The organism is Mycobacterium scrofulaceum (assembly GCF_002086735.1).
Taxonomy (GTDB): Bacteria; Actinomycetota; Actinomycetes; order Mycobacteriales; family Mycobacteriaceae; genus Mycobacterium; species Mycobacterium scrofulaceum.
In genome coordinates, this window is record NZ_MVIJ01000020.1 from 22,847 (window position 1) to 45,881 (window position 23,035).

The 23,035-nt window shown below is 67.6% G+C and carries 24 protein-coding genes; 17 read left to right on the forward strand and 7 right to left on the reverse strand.

The genetic code is table 11. The annotated features are described in order from the left end of the window. The first annotated feature begins 366 nt into the window (after window positions 1-366). From BST44_RS14640 to nrdE, 3 genes are read left to right on the forward strand one after another with little or no spacing between them, the layout of a single operon-like run. On the forward strand, window positions 367-606 hold the full coding sequence (locus tag BST44_RS14640; RefSeq protein WP_007171236.1) for a redoxin NrdH: 240 nt from the start codon (window positions 367-369) through the stop codon (window positions 604-606). A 52-nt stretch (window positions 607-658) separates the two neighbouring features. Beyond that, complete coding sequence (gene nrdI, locus BST44_RS14645; RefSeq protein WP_083177833.1) at window positions 659-1,138, forward strand: class Ib ribonucleoside-diphosphate reductase assembly flavoprotein NrdI; 480 nt, start codon at window positions 659-661, stop codon at window positions 1,136-1,138. Continuing rightward, window positions 1,108-3,273 (forward strand): class 1b ribonucleoside-diphosphate reductase subunit alpha, encoded by a 2,166-nt coding sequence (nrdE, locus tag BST44_RS14650; RefSeq protein ID WP_083177834.1) that lies wholly within the window; start codon window positions 1,108-1,110, stop codon window positions 3,271-3,273. Before nrdI ends, nrdE begins: the two co-directional genes overlap by 31 nt. 12 nt (window positions 3,274-3,285) lie before the next feature. Here nrdE and BST44_RS14655 read toward each other — a convergent pair whose 3' ends face one another. After that, entirely contained in the window at window positions 3,286-3,753 is a 468-nt protein-coding gene (locus BST44_RS14655; RefSeq protein WP_083177835.1) for a VOC family protein, read from the reverse strand. 27 nt (window positions 3,754-3,780) lie between these two features. On the opposite strand from BST44_RS14655, the gene BST44_RS14660 reads away from it, so the two are divergent. The 3 genes from BST44_RS14660 (at window position 3,781) to BST44_RS14670 (ending at window position 7,057) form a co-directional block, all read left to right on the forward strand. Beyond that, window positions 3,781-4,611, forward strand: coding sequence for an AraC family transcriptional regulator (locus tag BST44_RS14660; protein ID WP_083177836.1), 831 nt, complete (start codon window positions 3,781-3,783; stop codon window positions 4,609-4,611). Between the two features lie 68 nt (window positions 4,612-4,679). Beyond that, on the forward strand, window positions 4,680-5,408 hold the full coding sequence (locus BST44_RS14665) for a TetR/AcrR family transcriptional regulator (protein WP_439330725.1): 729 nt from the start codon (window positions 4,680-4,682) through the stop codon (window positions 5,406-5,408). A gap of 104 nt (window positions 5,409-5,512) precedes the next feature. Continuing rightward, window positions 5,513-7,057 carry a flavin-containing monooxygenase gene (locus BST44_RS14670; protein WP_083177837.1) on the forward strand — a complete coding sequence of 515 codons (1,545 nt, stop codon included), beginning with the start codon at window positions 5,513-5,515 and terminating at the stop codon, window positions 7,055-7,057. Here the strand turns inward: BST44_RS14670 and BST44_RS14675 are convergent. Then, window positions 7,019-7,885, reverse strand: coding sequence for an SDR family NAD(P)-dependent oxidoreductase (locus BST44_RS14675; RefSeq protein WP_244184820.1), 867 nt, complete (start codon window positions 7,883-7,885; stop codon window positions 7,019-7,021). The two genes, BST44_RS14670 and BST44_RS14675, sit on opposite strands and share 39 nt — an antisense overlap. 135 nt (window positions 7,886-8,020) lie before the next feature. Here BST44_RS14675 and BST44_RS14680 point away from each other — a divergent pair, with 135 nt between their 5' ends. Beyond that, entirely contained in the window at window positions 8,021-8,596 is a 576-nt protein-coding gene (locus BST44_RS14680; RefSeq protein WP_083177839.1) for a TetR/AcrR family transcriptional regulator, read from the forward strand. A gap of 6 nt (window positions 8,597-8,602) precedes the next feature. Here BST44_RS14680 and BST44_RS14685 read toward each other — a convergent pair whose 3' ends face one another. Both BST44_RS14685 and BST44_RS14690 read right to left on the reverse strand, forming a co-directional pair. After that, complete coding sequence (locus tag BST44_RS14685; RefSeq protein WP_083177840.1) at window positions 8,603-9,148, reverse strand: TetR/AcrR family transcriptional regulator; 546 nt, start codon at window positions 9,146-9,148, stop codon at window positions 8,603-8,605. Further along, window positions 9,135-9,578 (reverse strand): SRPBCC family protein, encoded by a 444-nt coding sequence (locus BST44_RS14690; protein ID WP_083177841.1) that lies wholly within the window; start codon window positions 9,576-9,578, stop codon window positions 9,135-9,137. Before BST44_RS14690 ends, BST44_RS14685 begins: the two co-directional genes overlap by 14 nt. 209 nt (window positions 9,579-9,787) lie before the next feature. Between BST44_RS14690 and nrdF the strand changes: the two genes are divergently transcribed. Continuing rightward, entirely contained in the window at window positions 9,788-10,762 is a 975-nt protein-coding gene (nrdF, locus tag BST44_RS14695) for a class 1b ribonucleoside-diphosphate reductase subunit beta (RefSeq protein ID WP_208619798.1), read from the forward strand. Window positions 10,763-10,838: 76 nt separating this feature from the next. On the opposite strand, the gene BST44_RS14700 is transcribed toward nrdF, so the two are convergent. Then, complete coding sequence (locus BST44_RS14700; RefSeq protein WP_244184821.1) at window positions 10,839-11,408, reverse strand: restriction endonuclease; 570 nt, start codon at window positions 11,406-11,408, stop codon at window positions 10,839-10,841. Between the two features lie 129 nt (window positions 11,409-11,537). On the opposite strand from BST44_RS14700, the gene BST44_RS14705 reads away from it, so the two are divergent. Continuing rightward, a complete protein-coding gene (locus BST44_RS14705; RefSeq protein WP_244184822.1) occupies window positions 11,538-11,972 on the forward strand; it encodes a DUF3349 domain-containing protein in 435 nt (144 codons plus the stop codon). 2 nt (window positions 11,973-11,974) lie between these two features. On the opposite strand, the gene BST44_RS14710 is transcribed toward BST44_RS14705, so the two are convergent. Together BST44_RS14710 and BST44_RS14715 are read right to left on the reverse strand one after the other, a co-directional pair. Beyond that, window positions 11,975-13,015 carry an NAD(P)-dependent alcohol dehydrogenase gene (locus BST44_RS14710; RefSeq protein ID WP_083177842.1) on the reverse strand — a complete coding sequence of 347 codons (1,041 nt, stop codon included), beginning with the start codon at window positions 13,013-13,015 and terminating at the stop codon, window positions 11,975-11,977. A 117-nt stretch (window positions 13,016-13,132) separates the two neighbouring features. Further along, window positions 13,133-14,227 carry an iron-siderophore ABC transporter substrate-binding protein gene (locus BST44_RS14715; RefSeq protein WP_142274499.1) on the reverse strand — a complete coding sequence of 365 codons (1,095 nt, stop codon included), beginning with the start codon at window positions 14,225-14,227 and terminating at the stop codon, window positions 13,133-13,135. A gap of 190 nt (window positions 14,228-14,417) precedes the next feature. Between BST44_RS14715 and ctaD the strand changes: the two genes are divergently transcribed. From ctaD to BST44_RS14755, 8 genes are all read left to right on the forward strand, one after another. Then, window positions 14,418-16,163 carry an aa3-type cytochrome oxidase subunit I gene (gene ctaD, locus BST44_RS14720; RefSeq protein WP_083177899.1) on the forward strand — a complete coding sequence of 582 codons (1,746 nt, stop codon included), beginning with the start codon at window positions 14,418-14,420 and terminating at the stop codon, window positions 16,161-16,163. Between the two features lie 24 nt (window positions 16,164-16,187). Beyond that, window positions 16,188-17,423, forward strand: a complete 1,236-nt coding sequence (gene serB / locus BST44_RS14725) for a phosphoserine phosphatase SerB (RefSeq protein WP_083177844.1) — start codon at window positions 16,188-16,190, stop codon at window positions 17,421-17,423. A gap of 150 nt (window positions 17,424-17,573) precedes the next feature. After that, window positions 17,574-18,449 (forward strand): ABC transporter ATP-binding protein, encoded by an 876-nt coding sequence (locus BST44_RS14730; RefSeq protein ID WP_083177901.1) that lies wholly within the window; start codon window positions 17,574-17,576, stop codon window positions 18,447-18,449. Next, window positions 18,446-19,264 carry an NUDIX hydrolase gene (locus BST44_RS14735; RefSeq protein WP_083177845.1) on the forward strand — a complete coding sequence of 273 codons (819 nt, stop codon included), beginning with the start codon at window positions 18,446-18,448 and terminating at the stop codon, window positions 19,262-19,264. The genes BST44_RS14730 and BST44_RS14735 overlap by 4 nt, the downstream gene beginning before the upstream one ends. Then, window positions 19,261-20,025, forward strand: a complete 765-nt coding sequence (locus BST44_RS14740; protein WP_142274500.1) for an enoyl-CoA hydratase — start codon at window positions 19,261-19,263, stop codon at window positions 20,023-20,025. The genes BST44_RS14735 and BST44_RS14740 overlap by 4 nt, the downstream gene beginning before the upstream one ends. 10 nt (window positions 20,026-20,035) lie before the next feature. Further along, window positions 20,036-21,010, forward strand: coding sequence for a class I SAM-dependent methyltransferase (locus BST44_RS14745; protein ID WP_083177847.1), 975 nt, complete (start codon window positions 20,036-20,038; stop codon window positions 21,008-21,010). After that, window positions 21,007-22,209 (forward strand): THUMP-like domain-containing protein, encoded by a 1,203-nt coding sequence (locus tag BST44_RS14750; protein WP_208619803.1) that lies wholly within the window; start codon window positions 21,007-21,009, stop codon window positions 22,207-22,209. Before BST44_RS14745 ends, BST44_RS14750 begins: the two co-directional genes overlap by 4 nt. Window positions 22,210-22,280: 71 nt before the next feature. Beyond that, the gene (locus BST44_RS14755; protein ID WP_083177848.1) at window positions 22,281-22,964 is read left to right on the forward strand and encodes an esterase; all 684 of its coding nucleotides are present in this window, start codon (window positions 22,281-22,283) and stop codon (window positions 22,962-22,964) included. Window positions 22,965-23,035 lie beyond the last annotated feature (71 nt).

Below are 23,035 nucleotides of genomic sequence, written 5' to 3' on the forward strand. Positions count from 1 at the left end.
GGTGGCCGGTGATACAACCATGCGCCTGGGCGGCTGCGGCGAAGAATGTGACCTGCGACACGCCGGGCGCGTGTCGTCCGGAGGGCTTACGACCAGCGAATTTCAGAAATGTTATTCCGAACATCTTGTATCTGGTCATGTTGTCAGCCACTAGGTGTAGTGTTTCGAGCACCGGCAGATCCCAGGTTCACCAGCCCGACCGGGGCCTGGTTCACCACCCGAAATCGGCTCGATGGGTCATCGACCCCCGACGGCCGCACGACGGGAATGTGGGAGCTTGGCGGGCCGCTGAACCACAGCGAAGACGTAGTACCGAGTAGTTGCCAGTCCGTAACAAGTCCCACCTTCCGCAAAGGAGCGGCTTTCATGAGCATCACCGTGTACACCAAGCCGGCATGCGTGCAGTGCAGCGCCACGTTCAAGGCCCTGGACAAGCAGGGCATCGGCTACGAGAAGGTCGACATCTCGCTGGACAACGAGGCGCGCGACTACGTGATGGCGCTGGGCTACCTGCAGGCCCCCGTGGTGGTGGCGGGCAACGACCACTGGTCGGGCTTCCGGCCGGACCGCATCAAGGCCCTCGCGGAATCGGCGCTCAGCGCGTAGAAGGACGTTAGCTAAGAAGGAGGTTGCGGTGCAGTCGCGCAGCCCAAGTTGGATGAGTGGCGACCCGCTTCGCCCGGCTTCGCCGCGTTTGCGATCGCCACTGGTCTATTTCTCCTCCGTGTCGGAAAACACTCATCGCTTCGTGGAGAAGCTGGGTGTTCCCGCCACGCGGATACCGCTGCACGGCCGCATCGAGGTGGACGAGCCGTACGTGCTGATCCTGCCCACGTACGGCGGCGGCCGGGCCACCCCGGACCTCAACGCCGGGGGCTATGTCCCCAAGCAGGTCATCGCATTCCTCAACAACGAGCACAACCGGTCGCTGATCCGCGGCGTCATCGCCGCGGGCAACAACAACTTCGGCGCCGAATTCGCCTACGCGGGCAACGTGATCGCACGCAAATGCGGCGTGCCCTACCTTTACCGCTTCGAACTGATGGGAACCCCGGACGACGTGGAAGCCGTCCGCGCGGGCTTGGAAGAATTCTGGAAGGAACAGACGTGCCACCAACCGTCACTGCAGAGCCTGTAACGTCCGGCGCCCACGCGTTGCCCGGTGAAACGGACTACCACGCGCTGAACGCCATGCTGAACCTGTACGACGCGGACGGCAAGATTCAGTTCGACAAGGACGTGCTGGCCGCGCGCCAGTACTTTCTGCAGCACGTCAACCAGAACACGGTCTTCTTCCACAATCAGGACGAGAAGCTCGACTACCTGATCCGCGAGAACTATTACGAGCGTGAGGTTCTCGACCAGTATTCGCGCAACTTCGTCAAGGAGCTGCTGGACCGCGCCTACGCCAAGAAGTTCCGGTTCCCGACGTTCCTGGGCGCGTTCAAGTACTACACCTCGTACACGCTGAAGACGTTCGACGGTAAGCGCTACCTGGAGCGCTTCGAGGACCGCGTGGTCATGGTGGCGCTGACCCTGGCCGCCGGCGACACCGCACTGGCCGAGAAGCTGGTCGACGAGATCATCGACGGCCGCTTCCAGCCCGCCACCCCCACATTCTTGAACTCGGGCAAGAAGCAGCGCGGCGAACCGGTGAGCTGCTTTCTGCTGCGCATCGAGGACAACATGGAGTCGATCGGGCGGTCGATCAACTCCGCCCTGCAGCTGTCCAAGCGCGGCGGGGGAGTTGCGTTGCTGCTGAGCAACATTCGCGAGCATGGCGCGCCGATCAAGAACATCGAGAACCAGTCCTCGGGCGTCATCCCGATCATGAAGCTGCTCGAGGACTCCTTCTCCTACGCCAACCAGCTGGGCGCGCGCCAGGGCGCCGGCGCCGTGTACCTGCACGCGCATCACCCCGACATCTACCGCTTCCTGGACACCAAGCGGGAGAACGCCGACGAGAAGATCCGGATCAAGACGCTGAGCCTGGGCGTGGTCATCCCCGACATCACCTTCGAGTTGGCCAAGAAGAACGAGGACATGTACCTGTTCTCGCCGTACGACGTCGAGCGGGTCTACAGCCTGCCGTTCGCCGACATCTCGGTGACCGAGAAGTACTACGAGATGGTCGACGACGCGCGCATCCGCAAGACCAAGATCAAGGCGCGGGAGTTCTTCCAGACGCTGGCCGAGCTGCAGTTCGAGTCCGGCTACCCCTACATCATGTTCGAGGACACGGTGAACCGGGCCAATCCCATCGAGGGCAAGATCACGCACTCGAACCTGTGCTCGGAGATCCTGCAAGTGTCCACGCCGTCGCTGTTCAACGACGACCTGTCGTATGCCAAAGTGGGCAAGGACATTTCGTGCAACCTGGGGTCGCTGAACATCGCCAAGACGATGGACTCGCCCGACTTCGCCCAGACGATCGAGGTGGCCATCCGCGCGCTGACCGCGGTGAGCGACCAGACCCACATCACCTCGGTGCCGTCAATCGAGCAGGGCAACAACGATTCCCACGCGATCGGGCTGGGACAGATGAACCTGCACGGCTACCTCGCCCGGGAGCACATCTTCTATGGCTCCGAGGAAGGCGTCGACTTCACCAACATCTACTTCTACACGGTGCTCTACCACGCGCTGCGGGCGTCCAACCGCATCGCCATCGAACGCGGTAGGGCGTTCGGCGGTTTCGAGCGGTCGAAGTACGCCTCGGGGGAGTTCTTCGACAAGTACACCGAGCAGGTGTGGGAACCGCAGACCGAGAAGGTGCGTCAGCTCTTCGCCGACGCGGACATCCGGATCCCGACCCAGGACGACTGGAAGCGGCTCAAAGAATCGGTGCGGGCGCACGGCATCTACAACCAGAACCTGCAGGCCGTTCCGCCGACGGGGTCGATCTCCTACATCAACCACTCGACCAGCTCGATCCACCCGATCGCCAGCAAGGTCGAGATCCGCAAGGAAGGCAAGATCGGCCGCGTCTACTACCCGGCGCCCTACATGACCAACGACAACCTGGAGTACTTCCAAGACGCGTACGAGATCGGCTACGAGAAGGTCATCGACACCTACGCCGCAGCCACCCAGCACGTGGACCAGGGGCTGAGCCTGACGTTGTTCTTCAAGGACACCGCCACCACCCGCGACGTCAACAAGGCGCAGATCTACGCCTGGCGCAAGGGCATCAAGACGCTCTACTACATCCGGCTGCGGCAGATGGCGCTGGAGGGAACCGAAGTCGAGGGCTGCGTGTCCTGCATGCTCTAGGACTTCGGGCCCTCACAGGTTGTCGGCGCCCCATTCGGCCAGCCGGCGTTCGCGCTCGGTGGCGTCGACGTCTTCGACCCGCGTCATGATCGACCATCGCTGCCCGAACGGGTCGGTGATGGACCCAAAGCGGTCGCCGGTGACGAAAGTCTGGGCCGCCTCCCGCAGCGTGGCGCCGGCTTTCGCCGCCCGCTCCAGCACGTCGTCGACGTCCGCGCAATACAACACGATGGAGTGGGTCACGCCCTGGGTGCGGCCGGGGGCCTCCAGCTGATAGCGAGGGTTGGGATCGGACAGCTGCAGCCTGCCGTGCCCGAAGTCCAGTTCGGCGTGGGCGACCGTGTCATCGGGCCCGGGCATCTTCTCGACGAGCACCGCACCGAAGACATCGGTGTAGAACTCGATGGCGGCCGCAGCGCCGTCGACGACCAGAAACGGGGTCAAACTCGTGTAGCCCATGGGGATCGGTTCGGGGATCATGTCGTTCAGCTTGGCTAGATTCGTCGCGTGGAGGCTTGGAAAAACGCGCCACCGTCAGCTGTGCCGGAGCCCGGAGTGGTCGGGCGCGCCACCACGGGGGCGGTGTTCGAGCTCGACCGCGCGGCGCCTTCGGAACGGACTGCCGAATTCGTCGAGCATTTCTGGTCGGTGCGCTGGGACCTGACCGGGCGGGCCCCGCAGCAAAGCCTGGTGATCACCTTCCCCTCGATCAACCTCACCCACGAGTGGGGCACCGATTCGCCGCGCCATGGGTTCACCTTGCCCGCGACCTTGGTGCACGGAGTGGTCCAGCGGATCTTCGCCATCGAGCTGTCGGGGCGCGGCGCGGTTGTCGGCGCCCGTTTCCGGCCCGGCGGGTTCACCGCACGGTTCGGGTGCGACGCCAGCGAGCTGACGGGCCGGATTATCTCCGTCGGCGATGACTTGTTCGGTGGCCCAGTTCATTTCGACGATGACGCCGACGCCGCGACCGCGCAATTGGACGCCCTTATCGGGGCGCGCCCCGTCGCCGACCCGACCTATGCGTCACTCACCGCGCTGCTGAACCGCATGCGTGACGACGACGCCTTGCTGCGAGTGCAGCACGTGATGGCGTGCTCGCCGTGGAGCGCGCGAACCACCCAGAGGGTGTTCCGCCGGTATGTCGGTGTGCCGGTGAAATGGGTCCTGTGCCGTTACCGACTGCAGCAGGCGGCGTTGGCCATCGAAACCGACCGGGGCGTCGACTTCGCCGATCTGGCGGTTCGCTTCGGCTGGTACGACCAGGCGCACTTCACCAACGACTTCCGGTCGATGCTGGGCTGCAGCCCCGGCGAGTACGCCCAGCGATACGCCTGAGCGCGCCGCGCGCGCCGGTCTGCGCAGGTCAGCCCCCACACCGGGGTATGGTGCTTGATGTGGTGAGAATGCCTCGACCCGCTCGACCCCATCCGAGCGCCAAGCCCGGGGCGAAGGTCGACGCGCGCAGCGAGCGCTGGCGCGAGCACCGCAAGAAGGTGCGCGGCGAAATCGTCGACGCGGCCTTCCGCGCCATCGACCGGCTGGGGCCCGAGCTGAGCGTGCGGGAGATCGCCGAGGAGGCCGGCACCGCCAAGCCCAAGATCTACCGGCATTTCCACGACAAGTCGGACCTGTTCCAGGCCATCGGGGAACGGCTGCGGGACATGTTGTGGGCGGCGATCTTCCCGTCCATCGACCTGAAGACGGATTCGTCCCGCGAGGTGATCCGGCGCGCGGTCGAGGAGTACGTCAACCTGGTCGACCAACACCCCAACGTGCTGCGGGTCTTCATCCAGGGCCGTTCCGCGGCGAGCCCCCAGATCCTCAACGAGGGCCGTGGGATCACCCTGGCCGTGGCCGACATGTTCGACAACGAGTTGCGCGAGATGGAACTCGACCACGCGGCGTTCGAACTGGCCGGGAATGCGGCCTTCGGGTCGGCGTCGTCGGCCACCGAATGGTGGCTGGGGCCCGACGCCGACAGCCCGCGCCGCATGCCGCGCGAGCAGTTCGTCGCCCACCTGACGACGATCATGGTCGGGGTCATCGTCGGCACCGCCGAGGCGCTCGGCATCCGCATGGACCCCGACCAGCCCATCCACAGCGTGGTGCCGGCCAACCGCGCCGCGGGCTGAGGACTTTCGGCACGTTGACATCGTTGCGGCGGTCGTCGACACTCGTGCCATCCGATACCCTGGGTACTGGGTATTTCGCGAGCTGACAGGAAGACCGACCCACCGTGACCGACGTCATCACACAAGCCGAGCCGACCAACGCGCACCAGCCCGTGCACGCGCGCGCCATCATCATCGGGACCGGGTTCTCCGGCCTGGGCATGGCGATCAAGCTGCAGCAGCAAGGCGTCGACTTCGTCATCCTGGAAAAGTTCGGCGACGTCGGCGGCACGTGGCGCGACAACAGCTACCCCGGCTGCGCCTGTGACATCCCGTCGCACCTGTACTCGTTCTCGTTCGAGCCCAAACCCGACTGGCACAACCCGTTCTCCTACCAACCCGAGATCTGGGACTACCTCAAGGGCGTCACCGAGAAATACGGGCTGCGCCGCTACATCCGGTTCAACTCGCACGTCGACCGCGCCCACTGGGACGACGAAGAGCAGCGCTGGCACGTCTTCACCGAGGACGGGCGCGAGTTCGTGGGGCAATTCTTGATCTCGGGCGCGGGCGCGCTGCACATCCCCGCCATGCCCGACATCGAGGGTCGCGACGAATTCCGCGGTCCCGCTTTCCATTCCGCCGAATGGGACCACAGCGTCGATCTGACCGGCAAGCGGGTCGCGATGATCGGCACCGGCGCCAGCGCGATCCAGATCGTCCCGGAGATCGTGGGGCAGGTCGCCGAACTGCAGCTCTACCAACGCACGCCGCCGTGGGTGGTGCCGCGCTCCAACCCCGAGATTCCGGTCGCCGTGCGCCGGGCCATGGCGAACGTCCCCGGGCTGCGCGCGCTGGTGCGTCTGGCGATTTATTGGGGGCAGGAGGCGCTGGCCTTCGGCATGACCAAGCACCCGAACGCGCTGAAGTTCATCGAGGCGTACGTCAAGTACAACATCCGCCGCTCGGTCAAGGACCGCGAGCTGCGCCGCAAGCTGACCCCGCACTACCGCATCGGGTGCAAGCGAATCCTGAACTCCTCCACCTATTACCCGGCGGTGGCGGACCCGAAGACCGAACTGATCACCGAACACATCGAGCGGATCACGCCCGGCGGGATCGTCACGGCCGACGGCAAGGAGCGCGAAGTCGACGTGATCGTGTACGGCACCGGCTTCCACGTCACCGACTCCTACACCTACGTCCAGATCAAGGGGCGCAACGGCGAAGACCTGGTGGACCGGTGGAACCGCGAGGGCATCGCCGCCCACCACGGCGTCACCGTCGCCGACATGCCCAACCTGTTCTTCCTGTTGGGGCCCAACACCGGCCTGGGGCACAACTCGGTGGTGTTCATGATCGAGTCCCAGATCCGCTACGTCGCCAGCGCGATCAAGGCCTGCGACAAGCGCGGCGCCCAGGCGCTGGCGCCGACGCGCGCCGCGCAGGACGCGTTCAACGACGAGCTGCAGCGCCGGCTGGGGCCGTCGGTGTGGAACAGCGGCGGGTGCAGCAGTTGGTATCTCGACGAGCACGGCAAGAACACCGTGCTCTGGGGCGGGTACACCTGGGAGTACTGGCGCGACACCCGGTCCATCAAGCCCGAGGAGTACCAGTTCTTCGGCAACGGCTCACGCGCCGACCGCCGCGCGGCGGCCGTTCGGGGCTGAGCTCTTAGCGAATGAGCGAAGGCTCAGGCGCACGATGCGATCCAGAACCCGGTCGGATACGACGCGGCTGACCCGCGTGAGGATCGCGGCGTCGCGACCAATGGTGTAGCGGGTCCGGGGACGGGACGCGGTGGCCGCCTTGACGATCACCTTGGCGGCGTATTCGGCCGACACGCCATCCTCGCCGAACGATCGGGCTTGTGCGGTGACGGCTGCTGCGAGGGCGTCGTAGCGTGCGAGCTGGGTAGGGGTCATGTCGGCCATCAGTGCCTCCGCGGTGGCGATTCCCCGCTCGGCCATTTCGGTTATGACCGCGCCGGGTTCGACGACGACAACCTTGACCCCGAGATCGCCGATCTCGCGGCGCAGGGCATCGCTGACCGCCTCGAGCGCGAACTTCGAACCGGCGTATGCGCCATAGGTGGGCAAGACGACCTTGCCGCCGACGGAACTTATGTTCACGACGGTGCCTTTGCTGCCTAACAGGGCCGGCAGCAGCGCCTGGGTCATCGCGATGTGTCCGAACAGGTTGACCTCGAACTGCGTGCGCCACTGCGCCATCGGCAACGTCTCCACCGGCGCGTTGATCGCGATCCCGGCGTTGTTGACCAGCGCGCGAAGGGGGCGGTGCAGTGGATCGTTCGCGACGCGGCCGGCGATTGCCGTGACGTCCGACTCGACCGTGATGTCCAGGATGTGCGGTTCGATACGATCCGCCCGCAGCGCGTCGGCGTCGACGTCGCGACGCACACCGGCGAGCACGTGAAAACCATTGCGGGCCAACAACTGTGCGGTAGCAGCGCCCATGCCTGTGGATGCACCGGTCACGACGATCAGCTGGTTGCGGTCGGTGGAATGCGGGGAACTCATGGTGGTCTCCAGGACGGTTTGAGTTGACGTTGTCATCTCAAACTAACAGCTTGGTTGACGTTGTCAACTGGAGCGCCGTCATATGCTCGGCGGGTGACGACACGTGCGGAGAGCGCGGCGGCCACTCGCCGTTCGCTACTCGAGGCCGCGGAGGTTCTGCTCGACCTCGGCGGAGTCGAGGCCGTGACGCTGCGAGAGGTGGGCGCCCGCAGCGGCGTGTCGCGCTCGGCCGCGTACCGCCACTTCGCCGATAAGCAATCGCTGCTCACCGTCCTCGCCACGAACGCGCTGAGCGAATTGGGCGATGCCCTCGAGGCGCTGACCGCCAGCGACGACCCGCCCGAGGTCACCTTGCGCTCCGGTCTGCTTTCGCTGATCGCCCTCGGCCGCGACCGGCCGCACCTTTATCGCCTGATGTTCACCCCGCCGCCGGGCGAACCCCCTGAGGCGGCCGTCCGGGCCGCCGAACGCACGCAGGACCTGTTCCTGGGCATCGTGGGTCGCATCACCGGGCCCCGGCGGGCACGCCTGTACGGCGCGCTGCTTCTCACGACCGCCCACGGCATCACCGGCTTGGACCTCAGCGGCCACCTCGATCTGGATAAGTGGCACACCGACGCCGAGGAACTCGTGGACACGATCATCGCCCTGTTGCCCAAGGGGAAGTAAGGCGGATCAGGCCCCGCGCCTGAGGAGTTCGGTAAAGGCTCGCGCGGCGGCGTCGACGCCGGCGACGTCATTGGTGGCGACCAGATCGAGCAGCAGGCCCCTGGTGACGGCCAGCCCGAGCCTTGCCATCGCGCCGTCGTAGGGGACGCCTGCGGTGGCCGTCTCGACCTCGCGCAGCCAGCCGTCGACGGCGCCGGGAACCATTTGCGTGAAAGGCTTTTCGCCCTGGGCCGCGCGCGCGTAGCACTCGAAGAAGAGCCGTTCCAGTTGGCGCAATTCGGGACGACGAAGGTCGGCCCACATCGCGGCGAAGCCCTCGGCCGGATCCTCCGGCAAGCCGGGAACCAGAGACATCTGGCGGCGCTCGGCCTCCTCGACGATCGCGATCAGCAGATCTTCGCGAGAGCCGAAGTGGTGCAACAGCATCCGGTGGCTGGTGCCGACCGCGGCGGCGACGTCGCGAAGCGAGCGGTTGCCGATCCCGTTCGCGGCGAACTCATCGAAGAGCGCATGCAGCAGTTCGCGGCGCCGTTCGGAATCAGTGCGCGCCATCGGCGCGGCTGAACTGTTCAGACCGGGCCTTGAGTCCCTGGGCCTCCAGTTCGAGGAAGCGCTTGGTCTTCTCGGCCATCAACCGGCCGACCAGCGCGCCGAGCACACCGCGCTGGTCCAGTTGCTGGCGCACCAGCGTGCGACCGCCGGGTTGCGCGATCACGTCGTGCCGGGCGCTCACCCGGACGCCGGGGGAGCGTTGCACCCAGGTCCACGACGTGCCGGGGGCGAGCTCGGTGACCTTCCAGATCAGCTTCGCCATGCCGGGCTGCTTGATCGCGAACCGCCTGCCGACCTCGAGCGCGGGCCCGTCGCGCCCGGTCAGCGAGGTCACCGAGGCGGTCCATTCGGGCCAGCGCTGCACCTCGCTGAAGACATCCCACACCAGCTGCGGCGGCGCATCGATCTCGATACTGTCTTCGGTAATCATGTACCAAATGGTACATCGGAACGGGTGGCCTTGGAATGGGGCTCCAGGGCTCGGAAATCGCGGAATACTGGGGTAGGTGCAATTGAATGCGGGGTTCGTCCACGACACGCAAACACAAGTTCTTGTGTTCCGCGGTGTTGTCGTACCCCAGGGGTAGTGTTTGGAGCCTGACGTCCCTCAGGCAAAACGGCGTGTGAAGTGGGGTTCTGGTGACCGAGAACATGAAGCTGATTGACCGCGTTTCGGCGATCAACTGGAACCGGCTGCAGGACGAGAAGGACGCCGAGGTCTGGGACCGGCTGACCGGTAACTTCTGGCTGCCCGAGAAGGTGCCGGTGTCCAACGACCTCCCGTCGTGGGCAACGTTGACGCCCGGTGAGAAGCAGCTGACCATGCGGGTGTTCACCGGGTTGACTTTGCTGGACACCATCCAGGGCACGGTGGGCGCGGTCAGCCTCATCCCCGACGCGCTGACCCCGCACGAGGAAGCCGTCTACACCAACATCGCGTTCATGGAGTCTGTGCACGCGCGCAGCTACAGCAACATCTTCTCCACGCTGTGCTCGACGGCCGAGATCGACGACGCGTTCCGCTGGTCGGAGGAGAACCCGAACCTGCAGCGCAAGGCCGAGATCGTCATGCAGTACTACAAGGGCAACGAGCCGCTGAAGCGCAAGGTCGCCTCGACGCTGCTGGAAAGCTTCCTGTTCTACTCCGGCTTCTACCTGCCGATGTACTGGTCGAGCAGGGCCAAGCTGACCAACACCGCCGACATGATCCGGCTGATCATCCGCGACGAGGCCGTGCACGGCTACTACATCGGCTACAAGTACCAGCGCGGGCTGGCGCTGGTCGACGAGGCCAAGCGCGCCGAGCTCAAGGACTACACCTACGAGCTGCTCTTCGAGCTCTACGACAACGAGGTGGAGTACACCCAGGACCTCTACGACGAGGTCGGGCTCACCGAGGACGTCAAGAAGTTCCTGCGCTACAACGCCAACAAGGCGCTGATGAACCTCGGCTACGAGGCGCTGTTCCCGCGCGACGAGACCGACGTGAACCCGGCGATTCTCTCGGCGCTGTCGCCCAACGCCGACGAGAACCACGACTTCTTCTCCGGGTCGGGCTCGAGCTACGTGATCGGCAAGGCCGTCGTCACCGAGGACGAGGACTGGGACTTCTGACACCGCAGACGGGTTGAGAATCGGGCCGGCCGCACCGTCGGGGGGGAGGGACTGGGGCCGGCCCGATCTCCTATTCCTACACCCGCGGCGCCGGATTTCTTCCCGTCGGGTTCTTATCGCTCCCCACGGGCGGCGGCACCCACGCCTGCAGGACCTTGCGGCCGATCAATTGGCAGCCGTGGGTGTGCGCCAATTGCCTTGCGGCCCTTGTGAATTCCCGATTGGTGACCACGATGCTCCTCGCGCACCCGTGGTGGCGCGCGCCGGAGACCACCTGCTGGACGGCCGCGACGCCCACCGACTTGCCGTAGCGCTTGCACTGGACCGCCACCGAGTGGCCGTCCTTCTCGGCGATCAGGTCGACGCCGTAGTCCCCGACCGGCGGGGTGAACGTCACGCGCCAGCCCGCGCGTCGCAGGCGGGCGGCCACATAGCCCTCGAACGCCAGTCCGTCCATGGCGTCGATCGCACGCATGCTGGCGTCTAACCGGCCGCCGCGCGGCCAGCGACGATTGGTCGACCAGCCGACGATCACCTCGAGCAACAGCGTCACGTAGCACGCCACGAACCCCATCCCCGGGCTGTGGTCGACGACGCCGACGAACAGCCCGCAGGCCAGGGGGATGACGACGAGCGCCGTGAGCACGCCTCGATCGTAGGGACGGGCGGCGACAAACGAGCCTTCGACATGTTCAGGCAGTGAACGACATGTGAATTGTGGGGACGGATCGACGCCTCGCTGGCGCCGGTGATGCCGCTGCCCGACACTGTTCTGGTGACGAAACCCGCCTCCCCCGAGAAGGATCACCGCCACCATTTCTGCCGTTCAGTGATTCGGTGGCTGCAGGTCGGCTACCCGAACGGCGTTCCCGGTCCGGACCGCGTGCCGTTGATGGCCTTGCTGCGCAGCACCCCGCTGACCGAAGACCAGATCCGCGACGTGGTGCGCGAAATCACCAAGGACGGATCCCCGGCGCTTGCTGACCATGTCATCGATCGCGACGAGATCGCCGAATTCATCTCCGACATGACCCAATTCGACGCCGGCAAGGAGAACATCATCCGGGTGGCCGCCACGCTGGCCGCGGCCGGCTGGCCGCTGGCCGGAATCGACGTCAGCGAAGTCGTTCCCGACGACGAGCACGCCGAGGCGGCCGAAGAAATCGCCCGCAGCTGCGCGCACGATGAGACGTCAGAGGTCGCCTCGTAGCCTCATAGCTTCGAGATGTCGATGACGAAGCGGTAGCGAACGTCGCTTGCCAGGACGCGCTCGTAGGCCTCGTTGATGTAATCCGGCTCGATCAGCTCGATTTCGGGCGTCACGTCGTGCTCGGCGCAGAAGTCCAGCATCTCCTGGGTTTCGGCGATCCCGCCGATGTTCGACCCGGAGAGGCTGCGGCGCGCCAGCGCCAGCGGGAACGCCCCCACCTCCATGGGGTGCTCGGGGATGCCGAGTTCGACCAGGGTGCCGTCGACGTCGAGCAGGCCGAGGTAGTCGTTGAGCTTCAGGTTCGCCGAGACAGTGTTCAGAATCAGGTCGAAGCCGTTACGCAACTTCTTGAACGTGTCGGGGTCGGCCGTGGCGTAGTAGTGCTTGGCGCCCAGCCGCAGCCCGTCTTCCATCTTCTTCAGCGACTGGGACAGCACGGTCACCTCGGCGCCCAGCGCGGCGCCCAGCTTGACCCCCATGTGCCCGAGGCCGCCCAGGCCGATGATCGCCAGACGGGTGCCCTCGCCGGCCTTCCAGTGCCGCAACGGCGAGAACAGCGTGATACCCGCGCACAACAGCGGCGCGGCCTTGTCCAGCGGCAGCGAGTCGGGGATGCGCACGACGAAGTTCTCGTCGACGACGACCGCCTGGCTGTAGCCGCCCTGCGTCGGCGTGCCGTCCTTGTCGATGGAGTTGTAGGTGAAGGTCGCGCCCGGCTTGCAGTACTGCTCGAGCCCGGCCCGGCAACTGCTGCACTGGCCGCAGGAGTTCACCATGCAGCCCACCCCGACGTGGTCGCCGACCTTGTACTTGGTGACCTCGGAGCCGACCTGGCTCACCACACCGGCGATCTCGTGGCCGGGCACCACGGGGTAGTTGGGCGTGCCCCATTCGGCCTTGACGGTGTGGATGTCGGAGTGGCAGATCCCGGCGAACTTGATGTCGATCGCTACGTCGTGCGGACCGGGTTCACGCCGCTCGATGGTGGTCTTGGTCAACGGTTCGGTCGCCGACGTGGCGGCGTACGCCGAAACAGTGCTCATGAATATCCCTCTTCGAAATGGTCGCGTCGTGAAAAAGTTTAGCTAAGGTAATGTTCCCGGGCCAACCGTGGCCGCTCGATATCACCTTAGGGCGCCGGGTGGCGGTCCGCCGTGGCGCTAGTTGATGGGGGCGTTGACCAGGCGGAGGTCGTCGACGATGCCGCGGGCGGCGATCAGGCCCTCGCCGGTCTGCCACACCTCGTCGTTGACGACGTAGACCCGGTTGTCGTGGTTGGCGGACAGCTTGCGCCACGGGTCGCTGTCCAGCACGGTGGCGGCGCGCTGGGCGGCGGCCGGTGACGCGCACGACAGGTAGACGACGTCGGCGTCGGCGGCGGAAAGGTCCGGGTTCTTGGCCAGGTCGGCGTCGGTGGCGCCGATCTCGAGGTACGGCTTGTCGGTGAACCGTTGGGACGCGGGCCGGTCCACCCCTACCGCGCCGAGCACGCTGGCCGGGAAGTTGTTGGCGCCGTAGACGCGGATCGTGTCGGTGGTCAGCTGCACGATGGAGGCCTGGAAGTGGGAGGCGTCGTGCCTGGCGCCGATGTCGCCGGCCCGCTGTGAAAAGCCGTTGAGCAGGGCGTCCGCCGCGGCGCCCCGCGCGGTGGCGGCGCCCACGCCGCGCAGGTTGTCCTGCCAGGCGGCGCCGGGGGCCGCGGTGAACACGGTCGGGGCGATCGCGGCCAACTGCGGATACAACGCGGGGGTCAGGCCCTGCGACCCCAGGATGAGGTCGGGATGGCTCGCCGCGATTGCGGCCAGGTCCGGTTTGCTGCGGGTCCCGACACCGGGCACGCCGCCCACCGCGCTGCCCAAATACGCGGGCTGGCTCGACGATCCGTCCGGCAGCGCCGCGCCGACCACCCGCGACTGCAGGCCCAACGCGCACAACGCGTCGAGCTGGTCACCGGACAGCACGACGATGCGCTGCGGCTCGTCGGGCACTTGCACCACGTCCGGGGTGACGCCGGCCGCGTTGCGCGCCTGCCGCGTCTTCGGCCCGGGATCGGCCGCCGCGGCATCCCGCGCGCATGACTCGTCCGGGTGACGGTCGTTTCCGAGCACGCCGGCACCGGCGATCTGCGTGGTGGGGGTGACCAGCGAGGGGGTCGCGGACTTGGCACCGGGTTTGCCCGATCCACAGCCGCTGCAGGTGACGGCGACGGCCGCCGCCAGCGCCGCGGCCGCGCACAGGGACGCGGGTCGAGTCATGCCGAAAAGCACGCGTCAGACGCTAACATCCGTGCGCTTCGCGCCCGGCGCGCCGAAACGACACGCCGCGCCGCCGACCCAATTACGACAGTTTGTAGGACCAGCCCTGACGTCGGCAGGATCGCCGGTTAAGATTCGTGTCAGCTCTGATTTTTGGGCCCCTGTCCTAATCCGATGTTTGGAGAAGCTGTTGACAGCCGAAGCGCCCCCCCTGGCAGAACTCGAGGCCGTTCGTCCCTACCCGGACCGGACCGGTCCCAAAGGGAACCTCATCTACAAACTGATCACCACCACCGATCACAAGCTGATCGGCATCATGTACACGGTCACCTGCTTCGTCTTCTTCTTCATCGGCGGACTGATGGCCCTGTTGATGCGCACCGAGCTGGCCGCGCCGGGGCTGCAGTTCCTGTCGAACGAGCAGTACAACCAGCTGTTCACCATGCACGGCACGATCATGCTGCTGCTGTACGCCACACCGGTGGTGTTCGGTCTGGCCAATCTGGTGCTGCCGCTGCAGATCGGTGCGCCCGACGTCGCGTTCCCGCGGCTGAACGCGTTCTCGTTCTGGCTGTTCCTGTTTGGCGGACTCACCGCGATGGGCGGCTTCATCGTCCCGGGCGGGGCGGCGGACTTCGGCTGGACGGCCTACACGCCGCTGTCGGACGCCGTGCACTCGCCCGGCGCCGGGGGAGACCTGTGGATCACCGGCCTGATCGTCGCCGGTCTGGGCACCATCCTGGGCGCGGTCAACATGATCACCACCGTGGTCTGCATGCGCGCGCCCGGCATGACGATGTTCCGGATGCCGATCTTCACCTGGAACATCCTGGTGACGTCGATCCTGATCCTGATCGCGTTCCCGATCCTGACCGCCGCGCTGTTCGGGCTGGCCGCCGACCGCCATCTCGGGGCGCACGTCTACGACGCGGCCAACGGCGGCGTCCTGCTGTGGCAGCACCTGTTCTGGTTCTTCGGCCATCCCGAGGTGTATATCGTCGCGCTGCCGTTCTTCGGCGTCGTCACCGAGATCATCCCGGTGTTCTCGCGCAAGCCGGTCTTCGGTTACACCACCCTGGTCTACGCGACGCTGTCGATCGCGGCGCTGTCGGTCGCGGTGTGGGCGCACCACATGTTCGCCACCGGTGCCGTCCTGCTGCCGTTCTTCTCGTTCATGACGTATTTGATCGCGGTGCCGACGGGGATCAAGTTCTTCAACTGGATCGGCACGATGTGGAAGGGCCAGATCACCTTCGAGACGCCGATGCTGTTCTCGGTGGGCTTCCTGGTCACCTTCCTGCTGGGCGGCCTCACCGGTGTCATGCTGGCCAGCCCGCCGCTGGACTTCCACGTCACCGACACGTACTTCGTGGTGGCGCACTTCCACTACGTGCTGTTCGGCACCATCGTGTTCGCCACCTATGCAGGCGTCTACTTCTGGTTCCCCAAGATGACCGGCCGACTGCTCGACGAACGGCTGGGCAAGTTGCACTTCTGGCTGACTTTCATCGGCTTCCACACCACCTTCCTGGTGCAACACTGGCTGGGTGACATGGGCATGCCGCGCCGCTACGCCGACTACCTGCCCTCCGACGGCTTCCAGCCGTACAACATCGTGTCCACGGTCGGCGCCTTCATCCTGGGCTTGTCGATGTTCCCGTTCGTCTGGAACGTCTTCAAGAGTTGGCGCTACGGCGAGGTGGTGACCGTCGACGACCCGTGGGGTTACGGCAACTCGCTGGAGTGGGCCACCAGCTGCCCGCCGCCGCGGCACAACTTCACCGAGCTGCCCCGAATCCGTTCGGAGCGCCCGGCATTCGAGCTGCACTACCCGCACATGGTGGAGCGGCTGCGCGCCGAGGCGCACGTGGGCCGCGCGCACGGGCCGACGGACAAGGACGTCACCAGGATGGACGACGTCCAGGTTCGCAGCTGATGGCCTGATCGGCGGCTGTCCCGCGTGAGCACAGCGAAGGTGTCGGTGCTGATCACCGTCACCGGAGTGGACCAACCGGGCGTCACGTCGGCCCTTTTCGAGGCGCTGTCCCGGCACGGTGTCGAGCTGCTCAACGTCGAACAGGTGGTGATTCGGCACCGGCTGACGCTCGGCGTGCTGGTGTGCTGTCCCGCGGACGTTGCCGACGGCCCCGACCTGCGCCGGGACGTTGAATCGGCGATCCGCGCGGTGGGCCTCGACGTGAGCATCGAGCGCAGTGACGACGTGCCGATCATCCGGGATCCCTCCACCCACACGATCTTCGTGCTGGGCCGGCCCATCACCGCCGGCGCGTTCGGCGCGGTGGCCCGGGCGGTGGCCGGGCTCGGGGTCAACATCGACCTGATCCGCGGGGTCTCCGACTACCCGGTGACCGGGCTGGAGCTGCGGGTCTCGGTGCCGCCCGGTGCGGATGCCGCGCTGCGGACCGCGCTGAACCAGGTGTCGGCCGAGGAGCGCGTCGACGTGGCGGTCGAGGACTACACGCTGGAACGGCGGGCCAAACGGCTGATCGTGTTCGACGTGGACTCGACGCTGGTACAGGGCGAGGTCATCGAGATGCTTGCCGCCCGGGCCGGAGCCGAGGGGAAGGTCGCCGCGATCACCGAGGCCGCCATGCGGGGCGAACTGGACTTCGCTCAGTCGCTCGAACAGCGGGTGGCGACCCTGGAGGGCCTGCCCGCCTCCGTGATCGGCGAGGTGGCCGAGCAGCTGGAGCTGATGCCGGGCGCCCGGACCACGCTGCGGACGTTGCGGCGCTTGGGTTTTCACTGTGGTGTGGTCTCGGGTGGCTTCCGGGGGATCATCGAGCCGTTGGCCGAGGAGCTGATGCTGGACTACGTCGCGGCCAATGAGCTGGAGATCGTCGACGGCAAGCTCACCGGGCGGGTTGTCGGCCCGATCGTCGATCGTGCCGGCAAGGCCACGGCGCTGCGGGACTTCGCGCAGCGGGCCGGGGTGCCGATGGCGCAGACCGTCGCCGTCGGCGACGGCGCCAACGACATCGACATGCTGGCCGCGGCCGGGCTGGGGGTGGCGTTCAACGCCAAGCCGGCGTTGCGCGAGGTCGCCGACGCCTCGTTGAGCCACCCGTACCTCGACACCGTGTTGTTTTTGCTCGGTGTGACGCGCGGCGAAATCGAGGCCGCCGACGCGGTGGACGGCGAGGTGCGCCGGGTGGAGATCCCCCCCGACTCGTAGCGGCCGGCTGCCCGTGAGCAGACACAAAATCGCACGATCTCCGCCAATCTCATGCGATTCTGCGTCTGGTCGCGGGGGCTGACGACCCGGCAGGTATCCGAGGTCCCCGGTACGGCACGATGGTCGGGTGCCGGAAAACGGAAGCCCGAGGTGAAACCCGAGGATTCGCGAGGATCCGAGGACGGCGCCGACCAGACGGATGAGGCAGCCGACCCCGATCTCCTGATCGACTTCAGGAACGTGTCGCTGCGCCGCGGCGGCAACGTCCTTGTCGGGCCGCTGGATTGGGCGGTCGAACTCGACGAGCGCTGGGTCATCGTCGGCCCCAACGGGGCGGGCAAGACGTCGCTGCTGCGCATCGCGGCGGCGGCCGAGCACCCCTCGTCGGGCGTCGCCTTCGTGCTGGGCGAGCGGCTGGGCCGGGTGGACGTGTCGGAGTTGCGTTCCCGGATCGGGCTCAGCTCCTCGGCGCTGGCGCAGCGCATCCCGACCGACGAGGTGGTGCGCGACCTGGTCGTCTCGGCCGGTTACGCGGTGCTGGGCCGTTGGCGGGAGCGCTACGAGGACGTCGACTACCGCCGGGCCATCGACATGCTGGAGAGCCTCGGCGCCGAGCACCTCGCGGACCGTAGCTACGGGACGCTGTCGGAGGGCGAACGCAAGCGAGTGTTGATCGCCCGCGCGCTGATGACCGACCCGGAACTGCTGCTGCTCGACGAGCCCGCCGCCGGCCTGGACCTGGGCGGCCGCGAGGAGCTGGTGGCGCGGCTGGCCGACCTCGCCGCCGACCCCGACGCCCCCGCGCTGGTCCTGGTCACCCACCACGTCGAGGAGATCCCACCCGGCTTCAGCCACTGCATGCTGCTGTCGGAAGGGCAAGTGGTGGCCGCGGGGCTGCTGACCGACGTGCTGACCGCCGAGAACCTGTCCACCGCGTTCGGACAGTCGATCGCCCTCGACGTCGTCGACGGGCGTTACTTCGCCCGACGCGTCCGCACCCGCGCAGCCCACCGGAGGCAGCTATGACGTCACCAACCGAGCCCCCGCTGGTCCCGCGCCCCGCGGCGACCGTGATGCTGGTCCGCGACGATCCCGGCGGGATCGCGGTGTTCCTGATGCGCCGGCACGCCAAGATGGAGTTCGCCGCCGGAACGATGGTCTTCCCGGGCGGCGGGGTCGACGACCGCGACCGCAACGCCGATATCGCCTGGGCCGGCCCACCGCCGCAGTGGTGGGCGGAGCGGTTCGGCATTGCTGCCGACCTGGCCGAGGCGCTGGTCTGCGCGGCGGCCCGGGAAACGTTCGAGGAATCGGGCGTGCTGTTCGCGGGGCCGGCCGGCGACCCGGACGGGATCGTCGGCGACGCCTCGGTGTACGCCGACGCCCGCCGCGCGCTCGCCGACGGGACGTTGTCGTTCGCGGATTTCCTGCGCCGCGAGAACCTGGAGCTGCGTTCCGACCTGCTCCGGCCGTGGGCCAACTGGGTCACCCCCGAAGCCGAGCGCACCCGCCGCTACGACACCTACTTCTTCGTGGGAGCCCTGCCGGCGGGGCAGCGGGCCGACGGTGAGAACACCGAATCCGATCGCGCCGGGTGGACCACTCCGCAGGCGGCCATCGAGGACTTCTCCGCCGGCCGCTGCTTCCTGTTGCCGCCGACGTGGACGCAGCTGGATTCGCTGGCGGGCCGGACCGTCGCCGAGGTCCTGGCGGTCGAGCGGCAGATCGTGCCGGTGCAGCCGCACCTGGAGATCCAGGGCGAGAACTGGGTGTTCGAGTTCTTCGACTCCGACCGCTACCACCAGGCACGCGAAGCCGGCGGGATGGGGTGGCGGCATTGAGGGAGTTCGTCAGCACGGTGGTCAGCGACGGCTCGCGGGACGCGGGCCTGGCCATGCTGCTGCTGTCGCGGCCGCCGACGAACGCGATGACGCGGCAGGTCTACCGGGAGATCGTGGCCGCGGCCGCCGAGTTGGCCGAGCGCGACGACGTCGCCGCGGTCATCCTGTTCGGGGGCCACGAGATCTTCTCGGCCGGCGACGACATGCCCGAGCTGCGGACGCTGACCGCCCCGGAGGCCGAGACGACGGCCCGGGCGCGGCAGCAGGCCATCGACGCCGTGGCGCAGATTCCTAAGCCGACCGTGGCCGCCATCACCGGATACGCGCTGGGCGCCGGGCTCACGCTGGCCCTGGCCGCCGATTGGCGCGTCAGCGGTGACAACGTGAAGTTCGGCGCCACCGAGATCCTGGCCGGGCTGATCCCCGGCGGCGACGGCATGGCCCGCCTGACCCGTGCGGCCGGGGCGAGCAGGGCCAAGGAACTGGTGTTCAGCGGCCGGTTCTTCGACGCCGAGGAGGCGCTGACGCTGGGCCTCATCGACGAGATGGTGGCCCCCGACGACGTGTACGACGCCGCAGCGGGGTGGGCACGCCGCTTCCTGGAAGGTCCGAGGCACGCGCTGGCCGCCGCCAAGGCCGGCATCAACGACGTGTTCGAGGCGGGCCCGGCCGAGCGGGTCGCCGCCGAGCGGCGCCGCTACGTCGACGTGTTCGCCGCAGGTCAGACCGGCGACGAGGACTCCGGCTCCCGCGCCCGTTAGGCTGCCCTTCATGACGACGAGTTCGACCGATGCCGTTCCCAACCCGCATGCCACAGCCGAGCAGGTGGAAGCGGCCCGGCATGACAGCAAGCTCGCCCAGGTCCTCTACCACGACTGGGAAGCCGAGTCCTACGACGAGAAGTGGTCGATCTCCTACGACCAGCGCTGCGTGGACTATGCCCGGGATTGCTTCGACGCCATCGTTCCCGACCAGGTGCAGCGTGAGCTGCCCTACGACCGAGCCCTCGAATTGGGCTGCGGCACGGGGTTTTTCCTGCTCAACCTGATCCAGTCCGGCGTGGCCCGGCGCGGGTCGGTCACCGACCTGTCGCCCGGGATGGTCAAGGTCGCCACCCGCAATGGACAGTCGCTGGGGCTCGACATCGACGGCCGGGTCGCCGATGCGGAGGGAATCCCCTACGAGGACAATACTTTTGACCTGGTGGTCGGCCATGCCGTGCTGCACCACATTCCCGATGTCGAGCTGGCGCTGCGGGAGGTCGTCCGCGTGCTGCGGCCCGGCGGCCGGTTCGTGTTCGCCGGCGAGCCGACCACCGTCGGCGATACCTACGCCCGCACGTTGTCGACCTTGACCTGGCGCGTCGCGACCAACGTCACCAAGTTGCCGGGCTTGGACGGCTGGCGGCGGCCGCAGGCCGAGCTCGACGAATCCTCCCGCGCGGCCGCGCTGGAGGCGGTCGTCGACCTGCACACCTTCACCCCAGGGGACCTGGAGCGGATCGCCGGCAACGCCGGCGCCGCCGAAGTGCGAACGGCCACCGTGGAATTCACCGCCGCGATGCTGGGCTGGCCGCTGCGCACGTTCGAATGCGCGGTGCCGCCGGGGCGGCTGGGCTGGGGCTGGGCGAAGTTCGCGTTCAACAGCTGGAAGGCGTTGAGCTGGCTGGACGCCAACGTGATGCGGCATGTCGCCCCGAAGGGCTGGTTCTACAACGTGATGATCACGGGGGTCAAGCCCTCCTGAGTGACGGCCTCGCCTTCGGAGCCGGGGACGTCCGTTATCTGCGGTCGGAGGCGGGCGCCGCGGCGCTGGCCACGGTGGCCGAGCTCGAGCTGACCGACGTCACCCGGGTCGCCGACATCGCCGCGGCGCGGGCGCGGTTCGGCGACCGGGCGGCGGTGTTGGTGGAGACGACGTTGCTGCGCCGGCGCGCCGCCGAGAAACTCGGCGGTCTGGGCGCCGAAATCCCGCCGACGGACTGGCTGTTCACCGACGAGGCGCTGCAGCAGGCCACCGCGGCCCCGGTGGCCGTGCACCGCGCGGAGCGGCTCGCCGAGGCGGGGGTCGTCGTGCACGACGCGACCTGTTCGATCGGCACCGAGTTGGCCGCGCTGCGCGGACTGGGGGTCCCGGCGGTGGGCAGCGACCTGGACGCGGTGCGGCTGGCGATGGCCCGGCACAACCTGGGGGAAGCCGCCGCGCTGTGCCGCGCGGACGCGCTGGCCCCGGTGACCCGCGGCACCGCGGTGCTCGTCGACCCCGCCCGGCGCGGCGGCGGCCGCCGCCGCTTTCACCCCGATGACTACCGGCCGGCCCTGGGCGCCGTGCTCGACACCTACCGCGGCCGCGAACTCGTTGTAAAGTGTTCTCCCGGAATAGATTTCGCTGAGATCGACCGACTCGGCTTCGCCGGCGAGATCGAGGTGACGTCGCATCGCGGCTCGGTGCGCGAAGCGTGCCTGTGGTCGGCCGGTCTGGCCCAGCGGGGTGTCCGCCGGCGTGCCAGCGTCCTCGATCGCGGCGAGCAGATCACCGACGCCGACCCCGACGACTGCCCGGTGCGGCCGGCCGGGCGATGGATCGTGGATCCCGACGGCGCGGTGGTGCGCGCCGCGCTGGTGCGTCACTACGGCGCGCGGCACCGGCTGTGGCAGCTCGACCCCGAGATCGCCTACCTGTCGGGGGACGCCCTGCCGCCCGCGGTTCGCGGCTTCGAGGTGCTCGAGCAGCTGGCGTTCGACGAGCGGAGGCTGCGACAGGCGTTGTCGGCGCTGGACTGCGGGTCGCTGGAGATTCTGGTGCGCGGCGTACGGGTGGACCCCGACGCGTTGCGGCGCCGGATGCGGCCGCGCGGTGGCCGGCCCCTGTCGGTGGTCATTACCCGCATCGGGTCACGGGCCGCCGCCCGCGCGACGGCCTTCGTCTGCCGTCCGTCACGGTAGCGCCGGGTAGGCTGGTGCGATCGCTTCGCCAGGCGCCCAGCCCTCGCCTAACCTGCAAGGACAATAAAAGAATGCGATATCTGATAGCGACCGTGCTGGTCGCGTCGGCGGCCCTGGTGGGTTGGCCGGCGGCCGCCGCGCCACCGACGTGTGCCAGCTTGGGCGGCACCATCGAGGACGGTCAGATGTGTCGCCTGCGGACCACCAGCCCCACCTACATGCTCAACATGGCGTTCCCCGCCGACTACCCCGACGAGCAGGCGCTGACCGACTACATCACCCAAAACCGCGACGGTTTCGTCGCCGTCGCACAGAGTTCCGGGCCCCGCGATCAGCCCTACCAGCTCGAGGCCACCACCGAACAGCGCAGCTCCGGTCAGCCGCCGCACAACACCCGCAGCGTGGTGCTCAAGTTCTTCCAGGACCTCGGCGGAACGCACCCCTCGATCTGGTACAAAGCGTTCAACTACAACCTCGGAACGAAGCAGCCGATCACGTTCGACAGCCTGTTCGCGCCGGGCACCGCGCCACTGGACAGCATCTTTCCGGTGGTGCAGCGCGACCTGGAACGTCAGACCCCGTTCGGCGCAGCCATTCCGCCTTCGACCGGGCATGACCCGACGCACTACCAGAACTTCGCCATCACCGACGACCAGCTGATCTTCTACTTCGCGCCGGGTGAGATGCTGCCGGCGTTCTCCGGGCCGGTCCAGGCCGAGGTGCCGCGCAACGCCATCCCGCCGCTGGCGCTGTGAGTGGCGATCGCAAGCGCGGCGTAGTCGGGCGAAGCGGGTCGCCACCGTCGGGTGAGTGGCGATCGCAAGCG

Excerpts from the sequence above, each read along its gene's own strand:
- BST44_RS14640 (WP_007171236.1), top strand. The coding sequence starts at position 367 with ATGAGCATCACCGTGTACACCAAGCCGGCATGCGTGCAGTGCAGCGCC.
- nrdI (WP_083177833.1), top strand. The coding sequence starts at position 659 with ATGAGTGGCGACCCGCTTCGCCCGGCTTCGCCGCGTTTGCGATCGCCA.
- BST44_RS14655 (WP_083177835.1), bottom strand. The coding sequence starts at position 3,753 with ATGATCCCCGAACCGATCCCCATGGGCTACACGAGTTTGACCCCGTTT.
- BST44_RS14665 (WP_439330725.1), top strand. The coding sequence starts at position 4,680 with ATGCCTCGACCCGCTCGACCCCATCCGAGCGCCAAGCCCGGGGCGAAG.
- BST44_RS14685 (WP_083177840.1), bottom strand. The coding sequence starts at position 9,148 with ATGGCGCGCACTGATTCCGAACGGCGCCGCGAACTGCTGCATGCGCTC.
- BST44_RS14690 (WP_083177841.1), bottom strand. The coding sequence starts at position 9,578 with ATGATTACCGAAGACAGTATCGAGATCGATGCGCCGCCGCAGCTGGTG.
- BST44_RS14710 (WP_083177842.1), bottom strand. The coding sequence starts at position 13,015 with ATGAGCACTGTTTCGGCGTACGCCGCCACGTCGGCGACCGAACCGTTG.
- BST44_RS14715 (WP_142274499.1), bottom strand. The coding sequence starts at position 14,227 with ATGACTCGACCCGCGTCCCTGTGCGCGGCCGCGGCGCTGGCGGCGGCC.
- BST44_RS14735 (WP_083177845.1), top strand. The coding sequence starts at position 18,446 with ATGACGTCACCAACCGAGCCCCCGCTGGTCCCGCGCCCCGCGGCGACC.
- BST44_RS14745 (WP_083177847.1), top strand. The coding sequence starts at position 20,036 with ATGACGACGAGTTCGACCGATGCCGTTCCCAACCCGCATGCCACAGCC.
- BST44_RS14755 (WP_083177848.1), top strand. The coding sequence starts at position 22,281 with ATGCGATATCTGATAGCGACCGTGCTGGTCGCGTCGGCGGCCCTGGTG.